The sequence below is a fragment of the Catellatospora sp. TT07R-123 genome (genome assembly GCF_018327705.1).
Classification (GTDB): Bacteria; Actinomycetota; Actinomycetes; order Mycobacteriales; family Micromonosporaceae; genus Catellatospora.
The window spans coordinates 4,344,954-4,366,749 of the sequence record NZ_BNEM01000001.1; the positions used below are offsets into that span (position 1 = coordinate 4,344,954).

Genomic DNA, 21,796 nt, shown 5'->3' on the forward strand with positions numbered 1-21,796 from the left:
CGTCAGCGGGCGTTGATGAGGGCCAGCGCCTCGGCGCGGGTCTTCGGGTCGGTCTTGCACAGGCCGCGCAGCGCACTGGTGACGGTGCGGGCACCGGCCTTGCGGATGCCGCGCATCTCCATGCACATGTGCTCGCACTCCAGCACCACGATCACGCCGCGGGCGGCCAGCTGCTTCTGAAGCAGGTCGGCGATCTGCGAGGTGAGACGTTCCTGGACCTGCGGGCGGCGCGCGTACACCTCGACGAGGCGGGCGAGCTTGGACAGGCCGGTGATGCGCCCGTCGGTGCCGGGCAGGTAGCCGACGTGGGCGACGCCCTTGAACGGCAGCAGGTGGTGCTCGCAGAGGCTGAACACCTGGATGTCGCGGACCAGCACGAACTCGTCGTGGTCGGCCTCGAACGTGGTGGTGAGCACCTGCGACGGGTCGACCCGCAGGCCGGCGAACAGCTCGGCGTACGCGCGGGCGACGCGGGCGGGGGTGCGCTGGAGGCCGTCGCGTTCGGGGTCCTCGCCGAGGGCGATGAGCATCTCCCGAACAGCCTTCTCGATCCGCCCGAGGTCGACGGCCTCCTCCACCGGAACACCGGTGAGGGAGCCGTCGACCAGTCGGGCGGCGAGGTGGTCTAGTTCCTGCTCGCCGTTCAGTTCGTGCTCTCCGCGGACGAGCCGACGGTGACCTCACCGTCGGCGCTTGCGGCGCCGTTCTCGCTGGCCTTCTTCTCCAGCTCGGCCGGGGTCAGCACCGGCGGCTGGGTGGAGGGCGTGCGCTTGCCGAAGCCGTTGAACGGGGCCATCGGCGGCCGCTTGACGACCCGGGCACAGACCCGCGCCATGTCGGCGGTCGAGATGGTCTCCTTCTCGATCAGCTCCAGCACGAGCGCGTCGAGGACGTCGCGGTACTCCACCAGGATCTCGTACGCCTCGTCGTGGGCGAGCTCGATCAGGTGGCGCACCTCAGCGTCGATCTCGGCGGCGACCGAGTCGGAGTAGTCCCGCTCGTGGCCGTAGGACCGGCCCAGGAACGGCTCGTCGCCGCTGGTGCCGTACTTGACCGCACCGAGCTTCGAGCTCATGCCGTACTGCGTGACCATGGCGCGGGCCAGGGCGGACGCCTTCTCGATGTCGTTGCCGGCACCGGTGGTGGGCTCGTGGAAGACCAGCTCCTCGGCGGCCCGGCCGCCCAGCGCGTACGCCAGGGTGTCGATCATCTCGGCACGGGTCTGGGTGTACTTGTCCTCGGTCGGCAGCACCAGGGTGTGGCCCAGCGAGCGGCTGCGGGACAGGATGGTCACCTTGTGCACCGGCGCGGAGTGCGGCAGCGCCCAGGCGACCAGGGCGTGCCCGCCCTCGTGGTACGCGGTGATCTTCTTCTCGTGGTCCGACATCACGCGGGTGCGGCGCTGCGGGCCGGCGACCACGCGGTCGATCGACTCCTCCAGCGAGTCGTTGCTGATGGCGCGCTTGTCCTGGCGCGCGGTCAGCAGCGCGGCCTCGTTGATCACGTTGGCCAGGTCGGCACCGGTGAAGCCGGGCGTGCGGCGGGCCACCGCGTCGAGGTCGACGTCGGGCGTGAAGGGCTTGCCCTTGGCGTGCACCCGCAGGATCGACTTGCGGCCCACCATGTCCGGGGTGTCGACCGCGATCTGGCGGTCGAAGCGGCCGGGACGCAGCAGCGCCGGGTCGAGGATGTCGGGGCGGTTGGTGGCGGCGATCAGGATGACGCCGCCCTTGGCGTCGAAGCCGTCCATCTCGACCAGCAGCTGGTTGAGGGTCTGCTCGCGCTCGTCGTGACCGCCGCCCAGGCCGGCGCCGCGGTGGCGGCCGACGGCGTCGATCTCGTCGACGAAGACGATGGCCGGGGCGTTCGCCTTGGCCTGCTCGAACAGGTCACGGACCCGCGAGGCGCCGACACCCACGAACATCTCGACGAAGTCGGAACCCGAGATCGAGTAGAACGGCACCCCGGCCTCGCCGGCGACGGCGCGGGCCAGCAGGGTCTTGCCGGTTCCGGGCGGGCCGAACAGCAGCACGCCCTTCGGGATCTTGGCACCGAGCGCCTGGTACTTCGCCGGGTTCTGTAGGAAGTCCTTGATCTCGTGCAGCTCCTCGACGGCCTCGTCGGCACCGGCCACGTCCGAGAAGGTGGTCTTCGGGGTGTCCTTGCTGACGAGCTTGGCCTTCGACTTGCCGAAGTTGAGGACGCGGGAGCCGCCGCCCTGCATCTGCGACATGAACAGCAGCAGCAGAATGACCAGGATCGCGATCGGCAGCAGGCTCACCAGCAGGGAGAGGAAGACGCTCTCCTCGGTGACCTCGGTGTTGTAGTTCTCCGAGATCTTGCCGGCCTTCTTGGCCTCCTCGACCCGGTTGAACACCTGAAGTCCGGCGTCAGACGGGTACTGCGCTTCGATCTTGTCGGTCTCCACATCGTTGAACTTGGCCTTGCTGGCCAGGTCGATGCGGATCGTCTGCTCCTTGTCGCGCAGCTCCACCTTCTTGATGGCACCTGCGCCGGCCTGGTCGATAGTGCTCAGGGCAACTGAGGTGTCAACCGGCTGGTAGCTCGGGCCGCTGGTGAAGAGCTGGCTGAGCAGGATCGCGCAGATGGCCACGATGAAGATCCAGAAGATCGGCCGGCGAAAGATACGCGTACGCTCCATGCTGTTACCGGACGCTAGATCGCGCCCGTGTCCTCCTGATCGATAGAGGCGGTCAGCTCACCGGGCGCGGCCCGGTCACTCGACGGTACACCGTAGAAACCATCGGTTGAGTGATGCGTGGTGCCGATCGCACAACGTTCAGCGTTTTCTCAGTTCCGCTGCCCACTATTACGGACAAATCGCACCCCCGTTCGCTCAGGGCGAACTCGGGCACCTTGCATGATCGCCGCTCCCGGTCGGAACCCGCGCGCACAGCGCGGGAATCGGCCCGAAACGGCGATCAACCCCCACACCGCTCAGCGCTGGTACACGTCCGGCTTGAGGATGCCGACGTAGGGGACCTCGCGGTAGCGCTCCGCGTAGTCGAGGCCGTAGCCGACCACGAACTCGGTCGGGATGTCGAAGCCGACGTACTTGACCGGCACCGGCACCTTGATCGCCTCGGGCTTGCGGAACAGGGCCACCACGTCGACGGTCTTGGCCGAGCGGGACTCCAGGTACTTCAGCAGCCAGCTCAGCGTGAGGCCGGAGTCGACGATGTCCTCCACGACGATCACGTGCCGCCCGGCGATGTCGCGGTCGAGGTCCTTGAGGATGCGCACGACGCCGGAGGACGTGGTCCCCTGGCCGTACGACGAGACCGCCATGAACTCCAGCTCGGCCGGCGGACCGCCGATGCGGCCCAGCTCGCGGGAGAAGTCCGCCATGAACATGACCGCGCCCTTGAGGACGCAGACGAGCAGCAGGGCGTCGACCGACGCGTAGTCGGCCGCGACCTGCTTGGCGAGCTCCGCGGTCTTAGCGCGGAGCTCCTCTTCAGTGATGATCACACGGTCGATGTCCGCGTCGTACCAGCCCATGTGCTTAAGCGTGCCCGATGAAGGACCTCTTCGGCACGTCGGGGTCGGAATTGGCGACGATCATCCCGAGCTGGCCCGCAACCCCGAGGACCAGCGAGAACACCACGAAGAACACGAACAGCTCCATGACGGCCTCACCGTTTAGAGAAATTTGTTGGAGATCAGCACCGGTGTCGGTATCCAGTCTCCGCCGCAGGCTGCGGGCCGGACAGTGGCAGAGATGCCACTGTCCGTCGATTTCCTGCCAATCACGGGCTAGCGTGGAGGGATGCTGACGCGCGTCGCCGTACTGGCGCTGGAGGAGATCGCGCCGTTCGAGCTCGGGGTGCTGTGCGAGGTGTTCGGCACCGACCGCACCGCCGACGGCTTCCCCGGGTACGACTTCGCGGTGTGCACCGTCGACGGCGGCCCGGTCCGTACCCGGTCGGGTTTCCTGATCGAGCCGCACGCGGACCTCGCGCCGCTGGCCGACGCCGACCTGGTCGCTGTGCCCGCGCACCCGCTGGCCTGCGACGCGCCACCCGCCGCCGTGGCGGCGCTGCGGGCGGCCGCCGAGCGCGGGGCCTGGGTGCTGGCGGTGTGCTCGGGCGCGTTCCTGCTCGGGCAGGCCGGGCTGCTCGACGGGCGCCGCTGCACCACCCACTGGAACCACGCCGCCCTGCTGCGCGAGCGCTACCCGACCGCGCAGGTGGCGCCGGACGAGCTGTACGTGCAGGACGGCCGGGTGATCACCAGTGCGGGCACCGCCGCCGGGATCGACGCCTGCCTGCACCTGGTCCGGCAGGCGCACGGCGCGTCCGTGGCGACGAAGCTGGCCCGGCGGATGGTGGTGCCGCCGCACCGCGCGGGCGGGCAGTCGCAGTTCATCGAGGCACCGATCCCCGAGGCGGTCGACTGCCAGACGCTGCAACCGCTGCTGGAGTGGCTGCTGCGGCACCTGGACCAGCCGCTGACCGTGGACGACCTGGCCGGGCGGACGCACATGGCGCCGCGCACGTTCGCACGCCGGTTCCGGGCCGAGACCGGGGCGACACCGCACGACTGGATCACCCATCAGCGGGTGCTGCTGGCCCGGCGGCTGCTGGAGGAGACCGAACTGTCCGTGGAGTCGGTCGCGACCCGCGCCGGTTTCGGCGACTCGGCCACCCTGCGCCACCACTTCGCCCGCCGCCTCGGCACCACCCCGCTGGGCTACCGCCAGACCTTCCGGCTGAGATGAGAAAGGGCACCTTCCCCCTCGCGAAGCGAGCCGAAGAAGGTGCCCTTTGCCTACTGCGACTTACTGGGACGCTGAACGCGGAGCGCTCAGTGGAGCACCACCGGGAGGTGGTTGCGGACCACGGTGGTGCCCGGCACGTCCGGGCTGGTCATCGTCGTGACGAGGGTGCCGTCGGCGGGCGTGACCCCGCGCAGCGTCACCGTGTACGACGCCACCCCGCCCGGGTGCCCGCCGGTGGACACGACCGCCCGGTCCGCCTTCGGGGCGTCGGTGGACAGCACGCCCTTGCCGAGCGCGTTCTCGGCGCCGACCGCGAACACGGCCGCGCCGCCGGGCAGCTCCTTCGCGTCGTACGCGAACCGGACGTCCTCCTGGTCGCCCTCGGCCAACCAGGCCTGGAAGCGCTGGCCGTCCTCGGTGCCGAAGCGGTTGACCCGCCACTCGACCACGATCCACTTCCGGCCGTCGCGGTCCACCTCGGCCACGCGCACGCCCTCGGCCGCCGACCCGTCCAGGTCCGCCCAGTACGGCGCGAGCACGTTGTTCGGGCGGGCCGCCTCGGCCGACTTCGGCGGTTCGAAGCGCACGTCCTGGCCGGTGCCGCCGCCGACGACGAGGTAGCCGTTGGAGACCACGCCGATGCCGGTGTAGGTCTGCCCGGCGTACCGGAACTCCGGCACCTCGTAGTTGATCATTTCCTCGTCACCGATCGGGTCCGGCGTGACGTCCACCGGCTGCCAGGCCCGGTCGGCCAGGTCGGACAGCGCGGGCGTGCCCGGCTCGACGCCGCGCAGGACGGAGCTGTGCCGCACCTGGCCGTCGCGGTCTAGCTTCACCTTGCCGTCCACGTCGGCCAGGGTCAGGCCCGTGTCGAGCCGGGTCGACAGGTTCACCGGCGCCTGGTCGTAGCCGGTGTTGCGGGCGGTGACGGTGCAGTCGACGGTGCGGGCCAGCGTCACCTTCTTCGCCGTACAGGCGCTGGCCAGGGTGACCTGGCCCTGGGTCGGCTTGAACGCGACCGGCAGGTGCAGGTCCTGCCCGCCGCCGACCGGCACCAGCCGGATCTCGCCGAACAGGAAGTCGGACGCGACCGCGCGGGAGTAGATCGTCACCGGCAGGGCGGCGGTGCCGCGCGCCGGGACGGTGACCGTGTCCGGGACGCTGATCGCGCTGTCGTCCGGCTCGATGGTGGCCAGCTGGTAGGTCAGCGGCCGGTCGGTCATGTTGCGCAGCGTCCGCACGGTCGACAGGCGGCCGGGCATGATCGGCGCGTTGATCGACGGCAGGTTGAGCTGCACCGCGCGGACCTCGTCGTCGGCCATGGCGTACATGCGGTCGGCGGTGTCGGCGATGGTCACCCCGGCCGCGTCGGCGCGGTCCACCGCGATCCGGCCAGCGCCCCGGTCCAGCGGACCGGCCGGGTCGGTGCCGTTCTCCTCGGTCACCTCGGTGACGGCGGTGGTCATCAGGGCCGACTTGAGCTCGCCCGGACTCCAGTCCGGGTGGCGGGCGGCCAGCACCGCCGCCGCGCCGGCCACGTGCGGCGACGACATCGACGTGCCCGCGATGGCCTGGAAGTACTGCCCGGACGGGCCGCCGGTGGTGTCGTCGGGCGTGGGTGTGTTCCCGGCCAGGATCTGCACGCCGGGAGCGGTGACGTCCGGCTTGAGCATCAGGCCGCCGGGGCCGCGGGAGGAGAACGCGGCCATCACGTCGCCGGTGCCCTGGACCGCGGCGCCCGCGCTGATCGTCGCGGTGACGTCGCGGTGGTCGTCCAGGAACTCCAGCAGCGTCGCGTCGGGCAGGTGCACCGTCGGCAGCCAGTGGTTGTCGGTCTCGGTGTCCTGCAGGGTCGGGTTGTAGAGCACCATGCCGACCGCGCCGCCGGCCTTGACGTTCCAGCCCTTCTCGACGCGGGCGTTGCCGCCGCGCTCGCAGACCACGATCTTGCCGGTGAACGTCTTCGGCTTGGCCGCCTTCGCGCAGGTCTTGCCGCCGCCGTAGCCGGGGGTGTCGGCCGCCCGGACCAGCGGCGCGGGTCCGGCCGCGCCCATCAGCGAGGCGCCGCGCAGCGTCTGCACCGCGTCGCCGGAGCGCAGGGTGAGGTCGGCGGCGAACTCGCGGCGCTGGGTCGAGGCCGCGACCGTGGTCACCCACGGGGACAGGTGGTTGACCGTGCCCGCGGTCGGGCCGGAGTTGCCCGCCGACGCGGCCACGAACACGCCCGCGGCGTACGCGTCGAGGAAGGCCATCTCGACCGGGTCGGTGAACGGGTCGGTGCCGCCGGAGACGGAGAAGTTGATGACGTCGACGCCGTCGCGGACCGCCTGGGCGACGGCCGCGGCCGAGTCCGACGACATGCAGCCCTGCGCGCCGCACACCTTGTACACGCTGACCCAGGCGCCCGGGGCGATGCCGTGGATCGGGCCGCGCTCCACCCCGAAGATCTTCGCCGAGGCCAGCAGGTCGCCCGCCGCCGTCGAGGCGGTATGGGTGCCGTGCCCGTCGGAGTCGCGGGCCGTCTTGTACGTCTCCTTCGGGAACGCCTCCAGGTATCCGTCCAGGAACGGGGCGCCGCCGATCAGCTTGCGGTTGCAGCGGAACACGTCCCGGCCCGGGGTCAGCGGGTTGTCGCCGAAGTCGCAGGTCCGCTTCGTGCCGTCGGCCTTGGCCGGGGGCGCGGCCAGCACGCCCTGGTCGGCGAAGGACGGGTGCTCGGGCCAGGCGCCGGTGTCCAGCACGCCCACGATGACGCCCTGCCCGGCCCGGGACACGTCGGCCGTCCCGGTCGGCCCGGTCGGGGCGAGCGCGTCGGCGCCGATGAACGAGCCGGACGAGTCGGTCAGCGGGTCGCGCAGCTCGTCGCGCTGCACCGCCACCACGTCCGGCAGCGCGGCGAGCTTGCGCACCTGGTCGGCGGGGACGGTGAGGGACAGGCCGCCGTACACGGTGCGCAGCGGGCGGCCGACCTGCGCCGACGGCAGCTTGGCCGCCAGCGTCGCGGCGAAGGTGCGCTCCCGCTTGATCAGGTAGTCCTCGTAGTCGCGCTCGGCCCGGCCCGCCCGCAGGCGCTTGCCGGTGACCGCCGGGCTGGTCGCGGCGAGGCCCGGCAGGCCGCCCGCGTAGCTGGCCACGGCGTCGTAGTCGAGCTTGACCAGGACCGGGATGCGCTCGTGGTCGGTGCGACCGAGCAGGCTGCGGTCGGTTCGGGCCAGGCGGCTGGACGGCGCTCGGCCGACCAGGGCCCGGGACTGGGGTTGCAGCTTGTGCGCGCCGGACGGCGCCGCCACGCTCGCACCCGCCGGAACGGCCACCGAGCCCGCGACCAGCGCGACCCCGCAGGCGATCCGGACAATCGTCGCTATTCTCACACCGCGTCAACGACCCCGTGACCGGCGGGGACTTGGCTGCGGCGGCGTCTCAGTACGCGGCGGCCTGCCCGTCGCCGCGCGGTTCGGAGCCCGCGACGTAACCCGCCCCGTCCGGCAGGCGCCAGATCGCCTGTCCCATGCCGAACGTCGACCGGTCGGCCGAGACGGTCACCTCGTGGCCGCGTTCGCGCAGGTCACGGACCAGATCCGGATCGAACTCGGGTTCCACCTCGACCTGGCGGGCGGTGTGCCAGTACCAGCGGGGGCGGGTCAGCGCGGCCTGCGGGTCCAGGCCGTCGTCCACGGTGGACAGCACGAGCTGGAGGTGCCCCTGCGGCTGCATGTGCCCGCCCATCACCCCGAACGGCCCGACCGGGGCCCCGTCGCGGCACAGGAACCCGGGGATGATGGTGTGGAACGGGCGCTTGCCCGGCGCGGCGACGTTCGGGTGCGCGGGGTCGAGACTGAACCCGGCGCCCCGGTTCTGCAGCCCGAAGCCGTACTCCGGCAGCACCGTGAACGAGCCGAAGCCCAGGTACGTCGACTGGATCAGGCTCACCATCATCCCGTCGGCATCGGCCGCGGCCAGGTACACCGTGCCGCCGCGCATCGGGTCGCCGGGCGGCGGATCCCCGGCCCGGGGCCCGATCAGCGCCCGCCGCGCCGCGATGTAGCCCGGCTCCAGCAGGTCGGGCACCGGCCCCGCGTCGGGATCGGCGACGTACGCGTGGGCGTCGGCGAAGCCGAGCTTCATCGCCTCGATCTGCTCGTGCAGCCCGTGCCCGGCCAGCCCGTCCAGCAGCGCGAACGCCTGGAGGGCGGCCACGCCCTGGCCGTTGGGCGGCAGCTCGTACACGCTGAAGCCCTTATAGTCGGCGCGCATCGGCTCGACCCAGGTGCTCTCGTGCCGGGCCAGGTCGTCGGCGGTGAGCAGCCCGCCCGTGGCGGCGGCGTGCGCGGCCAGCGCCCGCGCGATCTCGCCGTGGTAGAACGCGTCGGCGTGGCTGCCGCCGATCAGCCGCAGCGCCTGCGCCGCCCCCGGATTGCGGAACCGCTCCCCCGGCCGCGGTGCCCGGCCGCCGGGGGCGAAGACGTCCGCCCAGGCCCGGCACTCCGGCAGGGTCAGGGCCGCGTGCGTACGCACCGCCCGCTCCCAGCCCGCCGCGACCGTCGGCGACACCGTCCAGCCGTGGTCGGCATAGGAGACCGCGTCGGCGAACAGCCGCTCGAACGGCACCCGGCCGAACCGGTCGTGCAGGTCGCGCCAGCCCGCCGGGGCGCCGGGCACGGTCACCGGCAGCCAGCCGCGCGACGGCGGTGCCAGCGCGGCCCGTGCCTGCGCCGCGCCCAGCGCGCCGGTCGGCGCCTCACCGTGCTCCGCCATGAGCTCGCGGGTCAGCGCGGCCGGGGCGCGGCCGGAGGCGTTCAGCCCGTGCAGCCGCTGCCCGTCCCAGACCAGCGCGAACAGGTCCGAGCCGATGTCGTTGGAGCCCGGCTGCACCACGGTCAGGGTCACCGCGGCCGCCACCGCCGCGTCGACGGCCGAACCGCCCTCCCGCAGGATCGCCAGCCCCGCCTGCGCGGCCAGCGGCTGGCTGGTGGCGACCACCCCGTTCGGCGCGTACACCGGCTGACGTCGCATGAGGTCGATCAAACCACGTAACGGCGCGACACGGGCATCAGGTGGAGCCGCGCGGGTAGGTTCTAGGCATGGCACTCGTGGACTGGGACCTGGCCACCGCCGCCGCGGCCCGATTCGGGCCGACCGGACCGTCGGTCACCTACGCACAGGCCGACGCGGCAGTACGCGAGCTGCGCCTGCTCGCCGACGAAGCCGTCGCGCACGTCGCGGAGTACACCGGGCTCACCGCGCGGATCGACGACGCCCCGGTGCGGGTGGTCGACCGGCGCACCTGGGCCGAGGTCAACATCCACGGCCTGCGCCAGGTCATCCACCCGCTGACCGACCGGCTGGAGGCGAAGGTCGGCGTCGTCGGCAGCCTGGTCGGCGCGAAGGTCACCGCGGTGGAGGCCGGTGCGGTGCTGGGCTACCTGTCGGGCAAGGTGCTCGGCCAGTACGAGGTGTTCGCGACCGATCCGGGCCAGCTGCTGCTGGTCGCCCCGAACATCGTCGGCATGGAGCGCCGGATCAAGGCGGACCCGCGCGACTTCCGGCTGTGGGTGTGCCTGCACGAGGTCACCCACCGCACCCAGTTCACGGCCGTGCCGTGGCTGCGCGAGCACTTCCTCGGCGAGGTGCGCCGCTTCGTCGAGGCCTCCGAGCCGCCGACCGCCAACCTGCTCAGCCAGACGTTCCGGCAGGTCGAGGCCGCGATGAAGGCGGCCCGCTCGGCCACCGGCGACGAGCGCGGCACGACCCTGATCGAGGCGATGCAGACACCGCAGCAGCGGGCCGTGCTGGACCGGCTGACCGCCATCCTCACGCTGCTGGAAGGGCACGCCGAGGTGGTCATGGACGGCGTCGGGCCGCGCGTCATCCCGAGCGTGGCCCAGATCCGGGCCGCGTTCGACCGGCGGCGGCACCCGGGCAACCCGGTCGAGCAGTACCTGCGGCGGATGCTGGGCATCGACATCAAGATGCGCCAGTACGCCGAGGGCCGCGCCTTCGTGCAGGGGGTGCTCGACCGCGTCGGCATGGACGGCCTCAACAAGGTCTGGACCTCGCCGCAGACCCTGCCGAAGCCGGCCGAGCTCACCGACCCGGCCGCCTGGATCGCCCGCGTGGTCCCGCCCGCGACCCCGTGACCGGGCGTCCGTGAGCGCGCTCCCCCCGGCTGTCGCCCGCACCCGTACCGCCGTCACCGCGCTGCTGCGCACGCTGCCCCCGGGCCCGGTCCTGGTCGCCTGCTCCGGCGGCGCCGACTCGCTCGCCCTGGCCGCCGCGGCCGCGTTCGCCGGGCCCCGCGCGGGACGCCGGGTCGGGCTGGTCACCGTGGACCACGGCCTCCAGGACGGGTCGGCGCGGCAGGCCGAGCAGGTGGCGGCGTGGGCGCGTACCCGTGACTTCGACCCGGTCGAGATCGCGGCGGTCGACGTCGGCACCGACGGCGGCCCGGAGGCGGCGGCGCGGACCGCCCGCTACGCCGCGCTGTCGGAGGCGGCCCGACGCCATGCAGCCGCGGCCGTGCTGCTCGGGCACACCCGCGACGACCAGGCCGAGACGGTGCTGCTCGCGCTGGCGCGCGGGTCCGGGCCGCGGGGCCTGTCCGGCATGCCGGTCCACCGGGACCAGGCGGGGGTACGGTTCAGCCGCCCGTTCCTCGACCTGCCCCGCGCCGACTGCCGCGCCGCCTGCGCCGCCCAGGGCCTGCGCCCGTGGGACGACCCGCACAACACCGACCCCGCGTACGCCCGCTCCCGGGTGCGCGCCGAGGCCCTGCCCGCGCTGGTCGCCACGCTCGGCGAGGGCGTGGTGGCCAACCTGGCCCGCACGGCGGCACAGCTCGCGCAGGACAGCGCCTACCTCGACGAGCTGGCCGCCGACGCGCTGGCCGCCTGCCGCGTGACCGGCGGCCTGTCGGTGCCCGCGCTGCGGGACCTGCCCGCCGCGCTGCGGACCCGGGTGCTGCACGAGTGGGCCGCCGAGCTGGGCGCGCCGCGCACGGCCCTGTCCCACCGCCACGTCGAAGCCCTGGACGCCCTGGTCACCAGGTGGCACGGCCAGGGTCCGACCCACCTGCCCGGCGCCATCACCGTCACCCGCGCCGCCGACACTCTCACCCCGTCCCGCCCCGCTTGAGGCGAGCTCGGATTCCCGCAGTTTCGGGGAAAGTGCTGGATTCGTCACCGGATTTCGAGCACTTTCCCCGAAACTGCACCCACCCAGCGCCACTCGGCACCCACCCTCGGGGGTACGCGGTGACCGACGCGCCGCCGGGCGCGCCCTTGATCAGCCGAGTTGCCGGGCAGTCGGGCGTATCTTGGGCCTTCTTTCGCCCGATTGCCCGGCAACTCGGCTGATCTTGAGTCGTCCCGGCCGTCTCGGCCCCGCCCGGCGGGACGGGGCGGGGCGGGGCGGGTGGGTCAGCGGCAGCCGCAGGAGGCGATGGCGGCGACGATCTTGTCGAGGGCGTCCTGGGCGGGATAGCGGCCCGCGGTGACGCCGTCGGCGAGCACCGCGAAGGCGAGCATCCGGCCGTCGGCGGTCTGGAGCACGCCGGACAGCGAGTTCACCCCGTCGAGGGTGCCGCTCTTGGCGCGGACCAGGCCGTACGCGTTCTTGACCTTGCCGAACCGGGGCAGCATGGTGCCGGACCAGCCCGCCACGGGCAGGCCGTTGAAGAAGTCGGCGAGCTGCGGGTGGTCCCCGCCGGCCGCCTTCACCAGCAGCGCCGTCAGCAGCTTCGGCGAGATCTTGTTGCGGCTGGACATGCCGGAGCCGTCGGACAGGTTGCTCTGCGCCGGGTCGAGGCCGAGTTCGGTCACGACCTCCTCGATCGCCGCCGACGCCCCCTCGAACGAGGCAGGCTTGCCCCGGGCCAGCGCCACCTGGTGGGCCAGCATCTCGGCCAGGGTGTTGTCGCTCTCGGTGAGCATCTGCTCGATCTGGCGCAGCAGCGGAGCGGACTGGACGGCGCCGAGTTCGAGGCCGGGCACGATCGCGACCGGGGCCGCCGAGGCGCCCGCGCTGGGCTGCGCGGCCGGGTCGGTGGCGGGCGCGGCGGGCGCGACGCCCTTGACCACGGCACTGGCGGGCAGGCCGAGCAGCTTGGCGAACGCCTCGCCGGCGGCCTTCTCCGGGTTGCTGTACCGGTTGAACGGCATCTCCCGGTCCTTGATGTCGGTGCGCGCCCCGTTGATCATCAGTGCGGTGATCCGGGAGACGTTGCCCTCCTGCGGGGCGTCCGACGACCAGCCGGGGCCGGTGTTGGAGCCCGCGAACAGCGACCCGTCCGTGATCACCTTGGTGATCGGGGTGGCCCCCATCGCCTTCTTGACCTGGGCGGCGAGGGTGTCGAGCTGCGGCGCGCCCTCGTAGAACTTCTTGCTGTTCACGCCGAGGGTGGCGTCGCCCGCGCCGATCAGCACGACCTCGCCGGGGTTGGGCCCGGCCACCACGCGCGTGGTGATCCGGTAGGTCGGGCCCCGGGTGGCCAGGACCGCCGCCGCCGTCACCAGCTTGGTGTTGGACGCCGGAGTGATCATCTCGGTCGGGTCCAGTTCGAACAGGACCTCGCCGGTGTGCAGGTCGACCACCGAGGCGCTCACGTGGCTGCCGAGCGCGGTGCCGGTCATCAGCGGGCCGAGCACGGCGCTCAGCCCGGCCGTGGTGGGCATCGGCGCGTCGGCTGCCGCCGCGGCGAGCACCGCCGCCGGGGGCGGCTCGGCGGGCGCGGTCGGCGCCGGGGACTGCCGATCGGGGGTGGAGAACAGGTCGGTGACCAGGTGCGGCTTGGCCACGCCGACGCCGACCAGGCCGAGGCCGAGCGCCGACACCAGCACCAGCGACGTGGTGATCAGACCGCGGCGCCCCTTGCCCTTCTTCTTTTTCTTCTTCAGGCGGCGGCTGTGCGGGGCGGTGGGCGCAGCAGACCGATCGGCGGGAGCGGGGGCACCGCTCTGACCGCCCTGGCTCCCCTGGGCGCCGTGGAGCCGCTGGGTGTCCTGGGCCGGGCCGTAGCCGCTCTGGCCGTAGCCGTCCTGGGGCGGCTGGGCGTAGCCGTACTGTCCGCGCTGGTCGTGGGCCTGTGGATAGGGGTTGGGCGGTGGGTTACCCGGCCGCGCATTGTGCACATCCTGTGGATAACCGCCCGGCTGGGGGCCCGCCGCCTGTGGATAAGACGGTGGATAGCCGTGCATCCCCTGGTCCTGGGGTTGTGGATAACCTGGGGACGCCAGCCAGACGTACTCCCGGCCGTTCCACACCCACTCGCCGGGCACGCCCGGACCGCCCGGCGATCCGGCGCCACCCGCAGGGTCGGCACCGTAATGTGAACCTTGCCTCCCCAACGGTGCCCTCCTTGGATGGCCGTACTCAGTCAGGCGAGACTAACTAAAAGTCGCCAACGTCGGCGAACTAACAGGCCATTGGGAGTGTGAAATGGATTTCGACGTCACGGTTGAGATCCCTAAGGGGCAGCGCAACAAGTACGAGGTGGACCACGCGACCGGACGGATCCGGCTCGACCGCACCCTCTTCACCTCCACCCAGTACCCCGCTGACTACGGGTTCATCGAGAACACGCTGGGCGAGGACGGCGACCCGCTGGACGCACTCGTGCTGGTCCAGGAGCCGACGTTCCCCGGCTGCCTGATCCGGTGCCGCGCGATCGGCATGTTCCGGATGCGGGACGAGAAGGGCGGCGACGACAAGGTGCTGTGCGTGCCGGCCGACGACCCGCGGCTGGAGCACCTGCGTGACATCCACCACGTCGCCGAGTTCGACCGGCTGGAGATCCAGCACTTCTTCGAGGTGTACAAGGACCTGGAGCCCGGCAAGAGCGTCGAGGGGGCGACCTGGGTCGGCCGCGCCGACGCCGAGGCCGAGATCAAGCGCTCGTTCCAGCGCGAGGTCGACCGCCTGGAGAGCGGCGCCGGTCACTGACCTGCGGTTCTTTTCGCCGACTGACGTGATGATCGGCCGCCCGGGACACCGGGCGGCCGATCGTCGTATATGCGTCAGTACGCCGGCAGGTCCGCCAGCTGCACCAGCCGCGCCCCGCGCCGGGTGATCAGGCGGCCGCGGCCGGCCGTCATCCGCTCGTTGCGGAACGGGCTGCCGAACGGGGCCGTCACGTTCCGGTCGGCCGACATCTGGAGGTACGGCGCGTTCGTGGCGAGCACCCGCGACAGCGCCGCGTCGTACGCGGCGCGGCTCCAGTTCACGTTCGACGCGGTGATCAGGTGCAGGCCGACGTCGCGGGCCTCGAACAGGAACGGCTCCAGGTTGCGCAGCGGGTGCACGCCCGACGAGACCACGATGTCGTAGTCGTCGATGATCAGGAAGAACTCGCCCCGGCCCGCCAGCCACGGGCGGCGCGGGATGTCCTGCGGGGTGACGTCGGCGGGCGGGCGCCGCTCGGCCATCTTCGCCGCGATCGCGTCCATGTAGTCGGGCACCTGGTCCAGGCTGGTGATGTAGGCCAGCTGGTGCGGCGTGGTCACCGCCCCGAGCAGGCTGCGGCGCGGGTCGACGATGAGCAGCTTCGCCTCGTCCGGGCTGTACCGGCGGGTGATCGTGGTGGCGAGCTGCCGCAGCAGCGTCGACTTGCCGCACTCGCTCTCGCCGAACGCCGACAGGTGCACGTCGGCGAAGAAGTCGACCACGGCCGGGGTGAGGTCGTCGGCGATGCCGATCGGCATGGCCCAGGGGTCGCCGCCCTCGACCGGCATCCGGTCGTACGCGTAGACGTTGGGCAGGACGCGGACACGGGGTGCGGGGGCGCCGCTCCAGTGCTTGGCGATCTGCCGGACCAGTTCCTCCCGGTCGCCGACCTGGTCCACGTCCGGGCGCAGGGCCAGCGAGAACAGGCCGTCCGGGGTGCAGCCGAAGCCGGCGCGCTGCGGCACCTGCGGCGCCACCCGGCGGACCCGGCAGATGGTGTCGCTGGGGTCGCCCAGGCGCAGCTCCAGCTTGGTGCCGAACTGGTCGGCGATGGCCGGGCGGAAGTCGCGCCAGCGCAGCGTCGCCGCGACCACGTGCACGCCGTACGCCAGACCCCGGGTGGTGATGTCGGTGATCACCGGCTCCAGGTCGTCGTAGCTCTCCTTCAGCGTGGCCCAGCCGTCCACGACCAGGAACACGTCGCCGTACGGATCGTCGGGGAACCGGCCGGCCGCCCGCAGCCGCCGGTACGACGCCATCGAGTCGATGCCGTGCTCCAGGAACCGGGCCTCGCGGTTGTTCAGCAGCTCGGCGACCTCGCCGACGGTCCGGCGGACCAGCATCGCCTCCTGGCGGCCCGCGACGCCGCCGACGTGCGGCAGCTCGCGCAGGCCGGCCAGGGTGCCGCCGCCGAAGTCGAGGCAGTAGAACTGCACCTCCTGCGGGGTGTGGGTCAGCGCCAGGCCGGTGACCAGGGTGCGCAGCAGGGTGGACTTGCCGCTCTGGTTGCCGCCCGCGACCGCCACGTGCCCGGCGGCGCCGTCGGCCAGCCGTACCCATTGCAGGTCGCGCAGCTGCTGGGCGGGCTTGTCCACGACCGCGAGCGGGACCCGCAGCGCGCCGCGCAGCTCCGGGTTGGCCACCGTCAGGCCGCGCCCCTCGACGAGGCCGACCTGCCCGAACGCGAGGTCGAGCGGGTCGGACAGGTCCAGCGGCGGCAGCCACACCTGGTGCGCGGGCGGGCCCTGGCCCACCATCCGCTCGATCATGACGTCCATCAGGCTCTCGCCCGGCTTGACGTCCCACTTCACTTCCAGCTCGGTGCTCTTCGGGGTCTTCGGCACCGGCAGGTAGTGGTTGCTGAAGTCGTAGACGAACTGCTCGCCGTCGACCCGGCGGCGGGCCACGGCCTCGCCCGCCCGCTTGAACGAGCCCGAGACGTACGCCCCCTTGAACCGCTGCAACGGCTCCGAGCCGAACTTGAGGTAGCCGTGGCCGGGCGCCTTGGGCAGGTCGAACGCGTCGCCGACGCCGAGCACCGCGCGCGACTCCATCGCCGAGAAGGTCCGCAGACCGATCCGGTACGACAGGTGCGTGTCCAGGCCGCGCAGGCGGCCCTCCTCCAGGCGCTGGCTGGCCAGCAGCAGGTGCATGCCGATGGACCGGCCGACCCGGCCGATCTGCACGAAGATCTCGATGAAGTCCGGGTTGGCGGTCAGCAGCTCGGAGAACTCGTCGCAGACGATGAACAGCGACGCCAGCGGCGCCAGTGCCGCCCCGCCGGTGCGGGCCTTCTCGTAGTCCTTCAGGTTGGCGAAGTTGCCCGCCGCCCGCAGCAGCTCCTGGCGGCGCAGCACCTCGCCGGTGATGGCGTCGCCCATGCGGTTGACCAGGTGGCTCTCGCCCTCCAGGTTCGTGATGACCGCGGAGGTGTGCGGCAGCCGGTCCAGCGACGCGAACGTGGCGCCGCCCTTGAAGTCGACCAGCACGAAGTTGAGCTGCTCCGAGGAGTGCGTGGCGGCCAGGCCCAGCACCAGGGTGCGCAGCAGCTCCGACTTGCCGGAGCCGGTGGCGCCGACGAGCAGGCCGTGCGGGCCCATGCCGTCCTGCGCCGACTCCTTGATGTCGAGTTCGATCGCCGAGCCGTCCGGGCCGACGCCGATCGGCACCCGCAGCTTGTTGCGGTCGGCCCGCGGCGACCAGCCGTACGCGGTCTCGAAGCGATCCGGGTCGGGGATGCCCAGCAGGTCGGCCAGGCCACGCTCGCCGGTCATCGCGGTGTTGGAGGCGACCGCGACCGCCGACAGGCGCAGCGGCGCCAGCCGCCGCGCGATCGCCTCCGCCTCGGCGACCCCGATCCGGTCGGCGATGCCGACCTCCGCGACCGAGCTGGCGGTGGTGGTGTGCAGGCCGCGCTCGCGCCCGCGCGTCTCCAGCACCAGCATGCTGCGGTCGAGCAGGCGCGGCGGCTCGGTGTCCAGGTCGAAGACGGTCACCCCGGCCAGGCCCTCGGGCAGCACGAGCTGGTGGGAGTCGGCCAGATCGCCGCCGTCGAAGACCACCACCACGTGCGGCGCGGCGTCGGCCACGCCGAAGCGGGCCCGCCCGGCCAGCACGCCGGACAGCATCTCCTCCAGCTGGCCCGCGGAGGTGGCGAACAACCGCACCGGGCCGAGCGCGTCGCTCTCGGTGGGGTGCTGGTGGTGCGGCAGCCACTTGGCCCAGTCCCAGCTGTCGCGCCGGTGCGGCGAGGCGCAGACCGCGATGATCAGGTCGTCGGGGGCGTGGAACACGGCCAGCTGCGCCAGCATCGCGCGGGCCAGGCCGTGCGCGTCGGTGCCGTCGCGGTGGTCGGTCTGGGTCAACCCGGCCGCGCCGCCGAAGACCCCGCCCTGGTACGTGCCGTCGGCGCGCTGGTTGTCGGCCCGGGTGCCGCCCTCGCTGCGCAGGTACACCCGGCCGAAGCCGCGGATCGACAGCGCCACCGGCAGGTCCGGCACCACCGAGTACGCGTCCAGGAAGCGCCGCAGCGCCCCGGCCGTCATCGGCTCCAGTTCCTCCAGCGGCCGGGTCTCCGGCGGGATCAGCGGGGTGGCCAGCGACTGCGGGCCGACGCCCACGCGCACGATGCCGAAGTCGGGGTCGCTGCCGCGCCGCTCCCACAGCCGGTGGCTGTCCACGGTGGACCACAGCCGCTGCGGGTCGGGGTGGCGGTAGAACAGGCCGACGCGCTGCTGCTGCACCGCGTGCCGGGCCCGGCGGCGCAGCGCGGCGAGGTGGCGCAGGTATTCGCGGCGGGCCGACATCATCTCGGCCTTCTTCGGCTGGCCCGCGCCGCTCATCAGGCTCGCGGCGATCATGCCGAGGCTGGAGACGCCCATCATGCCGCCAGCCAGATAGGACATCTTGTTGCCCTGGCCGTTGCCGACCATCATCGCCATGCCCAGACCGCTGCCGAGCATCGGCAGGATCATCATGGCCTGCTGCAGGCGACCGCCCGCCGCCTGCGGGATCTCCGGCGGTGCGTCGATGACCAGCTCTCCGGCGGGGATCTCGGGTGCGGGGCGGCGGGGCGCCCGCTTCACGATCACCGAACCCATGGCGACTCCTCCCCCAGGCGCTGACGCACCACAGGTTAATCGCTGCCGCTCACTTCCGCTGCGCCGGTGTGGACAGCGACCGGCGGCGGTGTGGACAGCGACCGGTACGGGGTGACGCGTTGCGGCACAACGTGGTAGACGTACCGGGTGAGCTACCCCTCGACCGCCGCCACGACGCCCTCGGCCGCCGGGCTCGCCCGGGTCACCGTGCACACGCCGCACCGCCGCGTCGACGTCGCGCTGCCGGAGCAGGTGCCACTGGCCGAACTCCTGCCCGACCTGCTGCGCCACGCCGGGATGGGCCTGGCCGACGACGGCGAGCAGCACGGCGGCTGGCTGCTGCGCCGCGGCGACGGCGCCGCCCTGGACGAGGGCAAGTCCCTGCACCAGCAGGCGGTGCGCGACGGGGAGCTGCTGCACCTCGTGCCCGCGCAGGCCGAATGGCCCGAGCTGGAGTACGACGACGTCGTCGAGGCGATCGCCGAGGGCGCCCGCCGCCGCGGCGCCGCCTGGACCCCGGCCGCCACCCGCACCGCCACCCTGGCCGGGGCGGGCGTGCTGCTGGTCGCGGGCGTGCTGGCGCTGCTGCGCGGCGGTCCGCTCTGGGCGCCCGGCGGCTACCTCGGCCTGACCGTGGCGGCGCTGCTGCTGGTCGGCGGCGTGCTGGCCTCCCGGGCGTACGGCGACGGCGTCGCGGGCAGCGCCCTGGCCGGGTTCGCCCTGCCGTACGCGTTCGCGGGCGGTGCGCTGGTGCTCGGCGGCGAGGGCCCCGGCGGCTTCTTCGGCGCGGGCGGCTGGCTCGGCGCCGGGCAGCTGCTGGTCGGCTGCGTGGCGGTGCTGCTGTTCGCGGTGCTGGGCGCCGCGGGTGTCGGGCACGGGCTGCGCGTGTTCACCGCGGGCGGCACCGCGGGCCTGCTCGGGGCGCTGGCCGCGCTGCTGGGCTCGCTCGGGCCGGGCGGCTCGGCGGCGGTGCTGGTCAGCGCGCTGGTCTGCGGCATCGGCCTGGTGCCGGTGCTCGCGATCCGGTTCGGCAAGGTGCCGGTGCCGTCGGTGACGCAACTGCGGGCGCCCGGCGAGGCGGAGAGCCCGTACCAGCGGCGCGGCGGCAGCAACGGGCTGCCCGACCGCAGCCGCGTCTTCGCGGCGGTGGCGCGCTCGGAGGAGCTGCTCACCGGCATGCTGATGGGATACACGGTGCTCATGGCCGGGGCCAGCCTGGTGCTGGTGACCGCAGGCGGGCTGGCCGGGCGGGTGCTCGTCGCGGTCGCCGCGACCGCGCTGCTGCTGCGCTCGCGGCTGTTCGTGACGGTGCGCCAGCGCACCCCGCTGATCGCGGCGGGCCTGATCGGGCACGTGCTGCTGCTCGGCGCGGCGGTGTGGCAGGCAGACGGCGGGCCGCGGGCCTTCTTCGCCGTCGGCGCGGTGCTGCTGGCGCTGGTGGTGGTGCTGGCCGGGCAGACCTGGTCGCGCCGCTCGCCCTCGCCGTACGTCGGCCGCGCCGCGGATCTGTTCGACCTGCTCGTGGTGATCTCGGTGGTGCCGGTGGCCGCCTGGGTGCTCGGTCTCTACGGGTTGATTCAGAGCTGGGCCGCCTGACGATTCTTCCGGCTGCGCCGGATCGCGTGTGAGAATGGCCGCACTGTGCCCAGACGAGCCACGCCCAGCCGCAGCGCCGTGCCGCGTAATCCAGCGACGGCGCTGTTCCGTGTGTCCGGGGTGTTCACCCTGGTGGTGGCGGGTCTGGCACTGACCGCGGCGGGGCCGGCCGCGCCGGCGGAGCTCACGATCGACCGCAGCGCGGCCCTGCGCGCCTCGCGCGACTCGGTCCGCGACGACCAGTGGCAGCTGCGGGCACTCGACGCCGCCGACGCCTGGAAGCTGTCGCGCGGCGCCGGGGTCACCGTCGCGGTGATCGACTCCGGGGTGTCCGCGCACCACTCGGATCTGGACGGCCAGGTGCTGCCCGGGATCGACCTGGTGACCAAGCACGGCGACGGCAGCGACGACAAGGTCGGGCACGGCACCACCGTGGCCGGGCTGATCGCCGGGCGCGACGACGACGACCGCGGCGTGATCGGCCTCGCCCCCGCAGCCAAGATCCTTCCGGTACGGGTCCTCGACGCGAAGAACCGCTACGACGACGCGCGGGTGGTCGCCGAGGGCGTGCGCTGGGCCGTCGACCACGGTGCCCGCGTGATCAACATGTCGCTGGGCGGCGGCGTCGCCAGCGACGCGCTGGCCGAGGCGATCGACTACGCGTTCGCCCGGGACGTGGTCGTGGTCGCCTGCGTCGGCAACGTCAGCCCGGACGGGCCCTCCGACATCTGGTACCCGGCCCGCGAACCCGGCGTGCTGGCCGTCACCGCCGTCTCCCCGGGCGTGCAGCACAGCCTGTGGCAGGGCTCGCTCACCGGCGAGCAGGCGGTCCTGGCCGCGCCCGGCACCGACCTGGTCGGCGCCCGCCCCGGCGGCTACTGGCGGGTCCAGGGCACCAGCTTCGCCGCCCCGCTGGTGTCGGCGACAGCCGCGCTGGTGCGCTCCCGCTGGCCCCGGATGTCCGCTGCCGACGTGGTCGAGCGCCTAACCGCCACCGCGCAGGACCTCGGCCCGCCGGGCCGCGACGATCAGTACGGCTTCGGCCTGGTCGACCCGGTCGCCGCGCTGACCAGGCAGGTCGACCCGGTCGAGAGCAACCAGCTGGACTCGGTGCCCCCGCCCGGCCACGCCGGGTTCGGCGCTGCCCCCGGCACCAGCCTCGAACCCTCCCCGGAACCCGAACCGGGCCCACCGGCTCCCGGCCGACCCGTGCCCGCCCCCGGCCGCCGCGACCTCACCGTCGCCCTGGCCGGCGTCGCCGTCCTCGTCGGCGGCGCCCTCACCCTCCTACGCCGCCTCAGCTCCCACCGCGACTGACGCCCCCCACCGCACCACCACCCCGCCTTCGGGCGGGGAGGTGATCATGCAGTTTCGGGGAAACTGCCGCAAAGGCGGGCGTTATTCGTGCACTTTCCCCGAAACT

General features: G+C 73.0%; 14 protein-coding genes. 6 read left to right on the plus strand and 8 right to left on the minus strand.

Features of this window, described 5'->3' with window-relative positions:
• Positions 1-2: 2 nt before the first annotated feature.
• The 4 genes from folE to Cs7R123_RS40745 form a co-directional block, all read right to left on the minus strand.
• Complete coding sequence (gene folE / locus Cs7R123_RS18820; RefSeq protein ID WP_212829264.1) at positions 3-647, minus strand: GTP cyclohydrolase I FolE; 645 nt, start codon at positions 645-647, stop codon at positions 3-5.
• On the minus strand, positions 644-2,662 hold the full coding sequence (gene ftsH / locus Cs7R123_RS18825; RefSeq protein WP_212828215.1) for an ATP-dependent zinc metalloprotease FtsH: 2,019 nt from the start codon (positions 2,660-2,662) through the stop codon (positions 644-646). The genes folE and ftsH overlap by 4 nt, the downstream gene beginning before the upstream one ends.
• 296 nt (positions 2,663-2,958) lie before the next feature.
• Positions 2,959-3,522 (minus strand): hypoxanthine phosphoribosyltransferase, encoded by a 564-nt coding sequence (hpt, locus tag Cs7R123_RS18830; protein ID WP_212828217.1) that lies wholly within the window; start codon positions 3,520-3,522, stop codon positions 2,959-2,961.
• 4 nt (positions 3,523-3,526) lie between these two features.
• Positions 3,527-3,649 carry a hypothetical protein gene (locus Cs7R123_RS40745; RefSeq protein ID WP_280517305.1) on the minus strand — a complete coding sequence of 41 codons (123 nt, stop codon included), beginning with the start codon at positions 3,647-3,649 and terminating at the stop codon, positions 3,527-3,529.
• 141 nt (positions 3,650-3,790) lie between these two features.
• On the opposite strand from Cs7R123_RS40745, the gene Cs7R123_RS18835 reads away from it, so the two are divergent.
• A complete protein-coding gene (locus Cs7R123_RS18835) occupies positions 3,791-4,741 on the plus strand; it encodes a GlxA family transcriptional regulator (RefSeq protein ID WP_212828219.1) in 951 nt (316 codons plus the stop codon).
• An 86-nt stretch (positions 4,742-4,827) separates the two neighbouring features.
• Here the strand turns inward: Cs7R123_RS18835 and Cs7R123_RS18840 are convergent, their stop codons facing one another.
• Positions 4,828-8,112: a S8 family serine peptidase gene (locus tag Cs7R123_RS18840; protein WP_212828221.1), complete on the minus strand. Its 3,285-nt coding sequence runs from the start codon at positions 8,110-8,112 to the stop codon at positions 4,828-4,830.
• A gap of 49 nt (positions 8,113-8,161) precedes the next feature.
• Positions 8,162-9,754: a gamma-glutamyltransferase family protein gene (locus Cs7R123_RS18845; protein ID WP_212828224.1), complete on the minus strand. Its 1,593-nt coding sequence runs from the start codon at positions 9,752-9,754 to the stop codon at positions 8,162-8,164.
• A 68-nt stretch (positions 9,755-9,822) separates the two neighbouring features.
• On the opposite strand from Cs7R123_RS18845, the gene Cs7R123_RS18850 reads away from it, so the two are divergent.
• Positions 9,823-10,878, plus strand: coding sequence for a zinc-dependent metalloprotease (locus tag Cs7R123_RS18850; protein WP_212828226.1), 1,056 nt, complete (start codon positions 9,823-9,825; stop codon positions 10,876-10,878).
• Positions 10,879-10,888: 10 nt separating this feature from the next.
• On the plus strand, positions 10,889-11,872 hold the full coding sequence (tilS, locus tag Cs7R123_RS18855; protein ID WP_212828228.1) for a tRNA lysidine(34) synthetase TilS: 984 nt from the start codon (positions 10,889-10,891) through the stop codon (positions 11,870-11,872).
• 284 nt (positions 11,873-12,156) lie between these two features.
• Here tilS and dacB read toward each other — a convergent pair whose 3' ends face one another.
• On the minus strand, positions 12,157-13,866 hold the full coding sequence (gene dacB, locus Cs7R123_RS18860; protein ID WP_212828230.1) for a D-alanyl-D-alanine carboxypeptidase/D-alanyl-D-alanine-endopeptidase: 1,710 nt from the start codon (positions 13,864-13,866) through the stop codon (positions 12,157-12,159).
• 307 nt (positions 13,867-14,173) lie between these two features.
• Between dacB and Cs7R123_RS18865 the strand changes: the two genes are divergently transcribed.
• Positions 14,174-14,677: an inorganic diphosphatase gene (locus tag Cs7R123_RS18865; protein ID WP_212828232.1), complete on the plus strand. Its 504-nt coding sequence runs from the start codon at positions 14,174-14,176 to the stop codon at positions 14,675-14,677.
• Positions 14,678-14,751: 74 nt separating this feature from the next.
• Here the strand turns inward: Cs7R123_RS18865 and eccCa are convergent, their stop codons facing one another.
• Positions 14,752-18,777 (minus strand): type VII secretion protein EccCa, encoded by a 4,026-nt coding sequence (gene eccCa / locus Cs7R123_RS18870; RefSeq protein WP_212828233.1) that lies wholly within the window; start codon positions 18,775-18,777, stop codon positions 14,752-14,754.
• A gap of 147 nt (positions 18,778-18,924) precedes the next feature.
• Between eccCa and eccD the strand changes: the two genes are divergently transcribed.
• Together eccD and mycP are read left to right on the plus strand one after the other, a co-directional pair.
• Positions 18,925-20,373 (plus strand): type VII secretion integral membrane protein EccD, encoded by a 1,449-nt coding sequence (eccD, locus tag Cs7R123_RS18875; RefSeq protein ID WP_212828234.1) that lies wholly within the window; start codon positions 18,925-18,927, stop codon positions 20,371-20,373.
• Between the two features lie 102 nt (positions 20,374-20,475).
• Entirely contained in the window at positions 20,476-21,690 is a 1,215-nt protein-coding gene (gene mycP / locus Cs7R123_RS18880) for a type VII secretion-associated serine protease mycosin (RefSeq protein WP_374707000.1), read from the plus strand.
• The last annotated feature ends 106 nt before the right edge of the window (positions 21,691-21,796 follow it).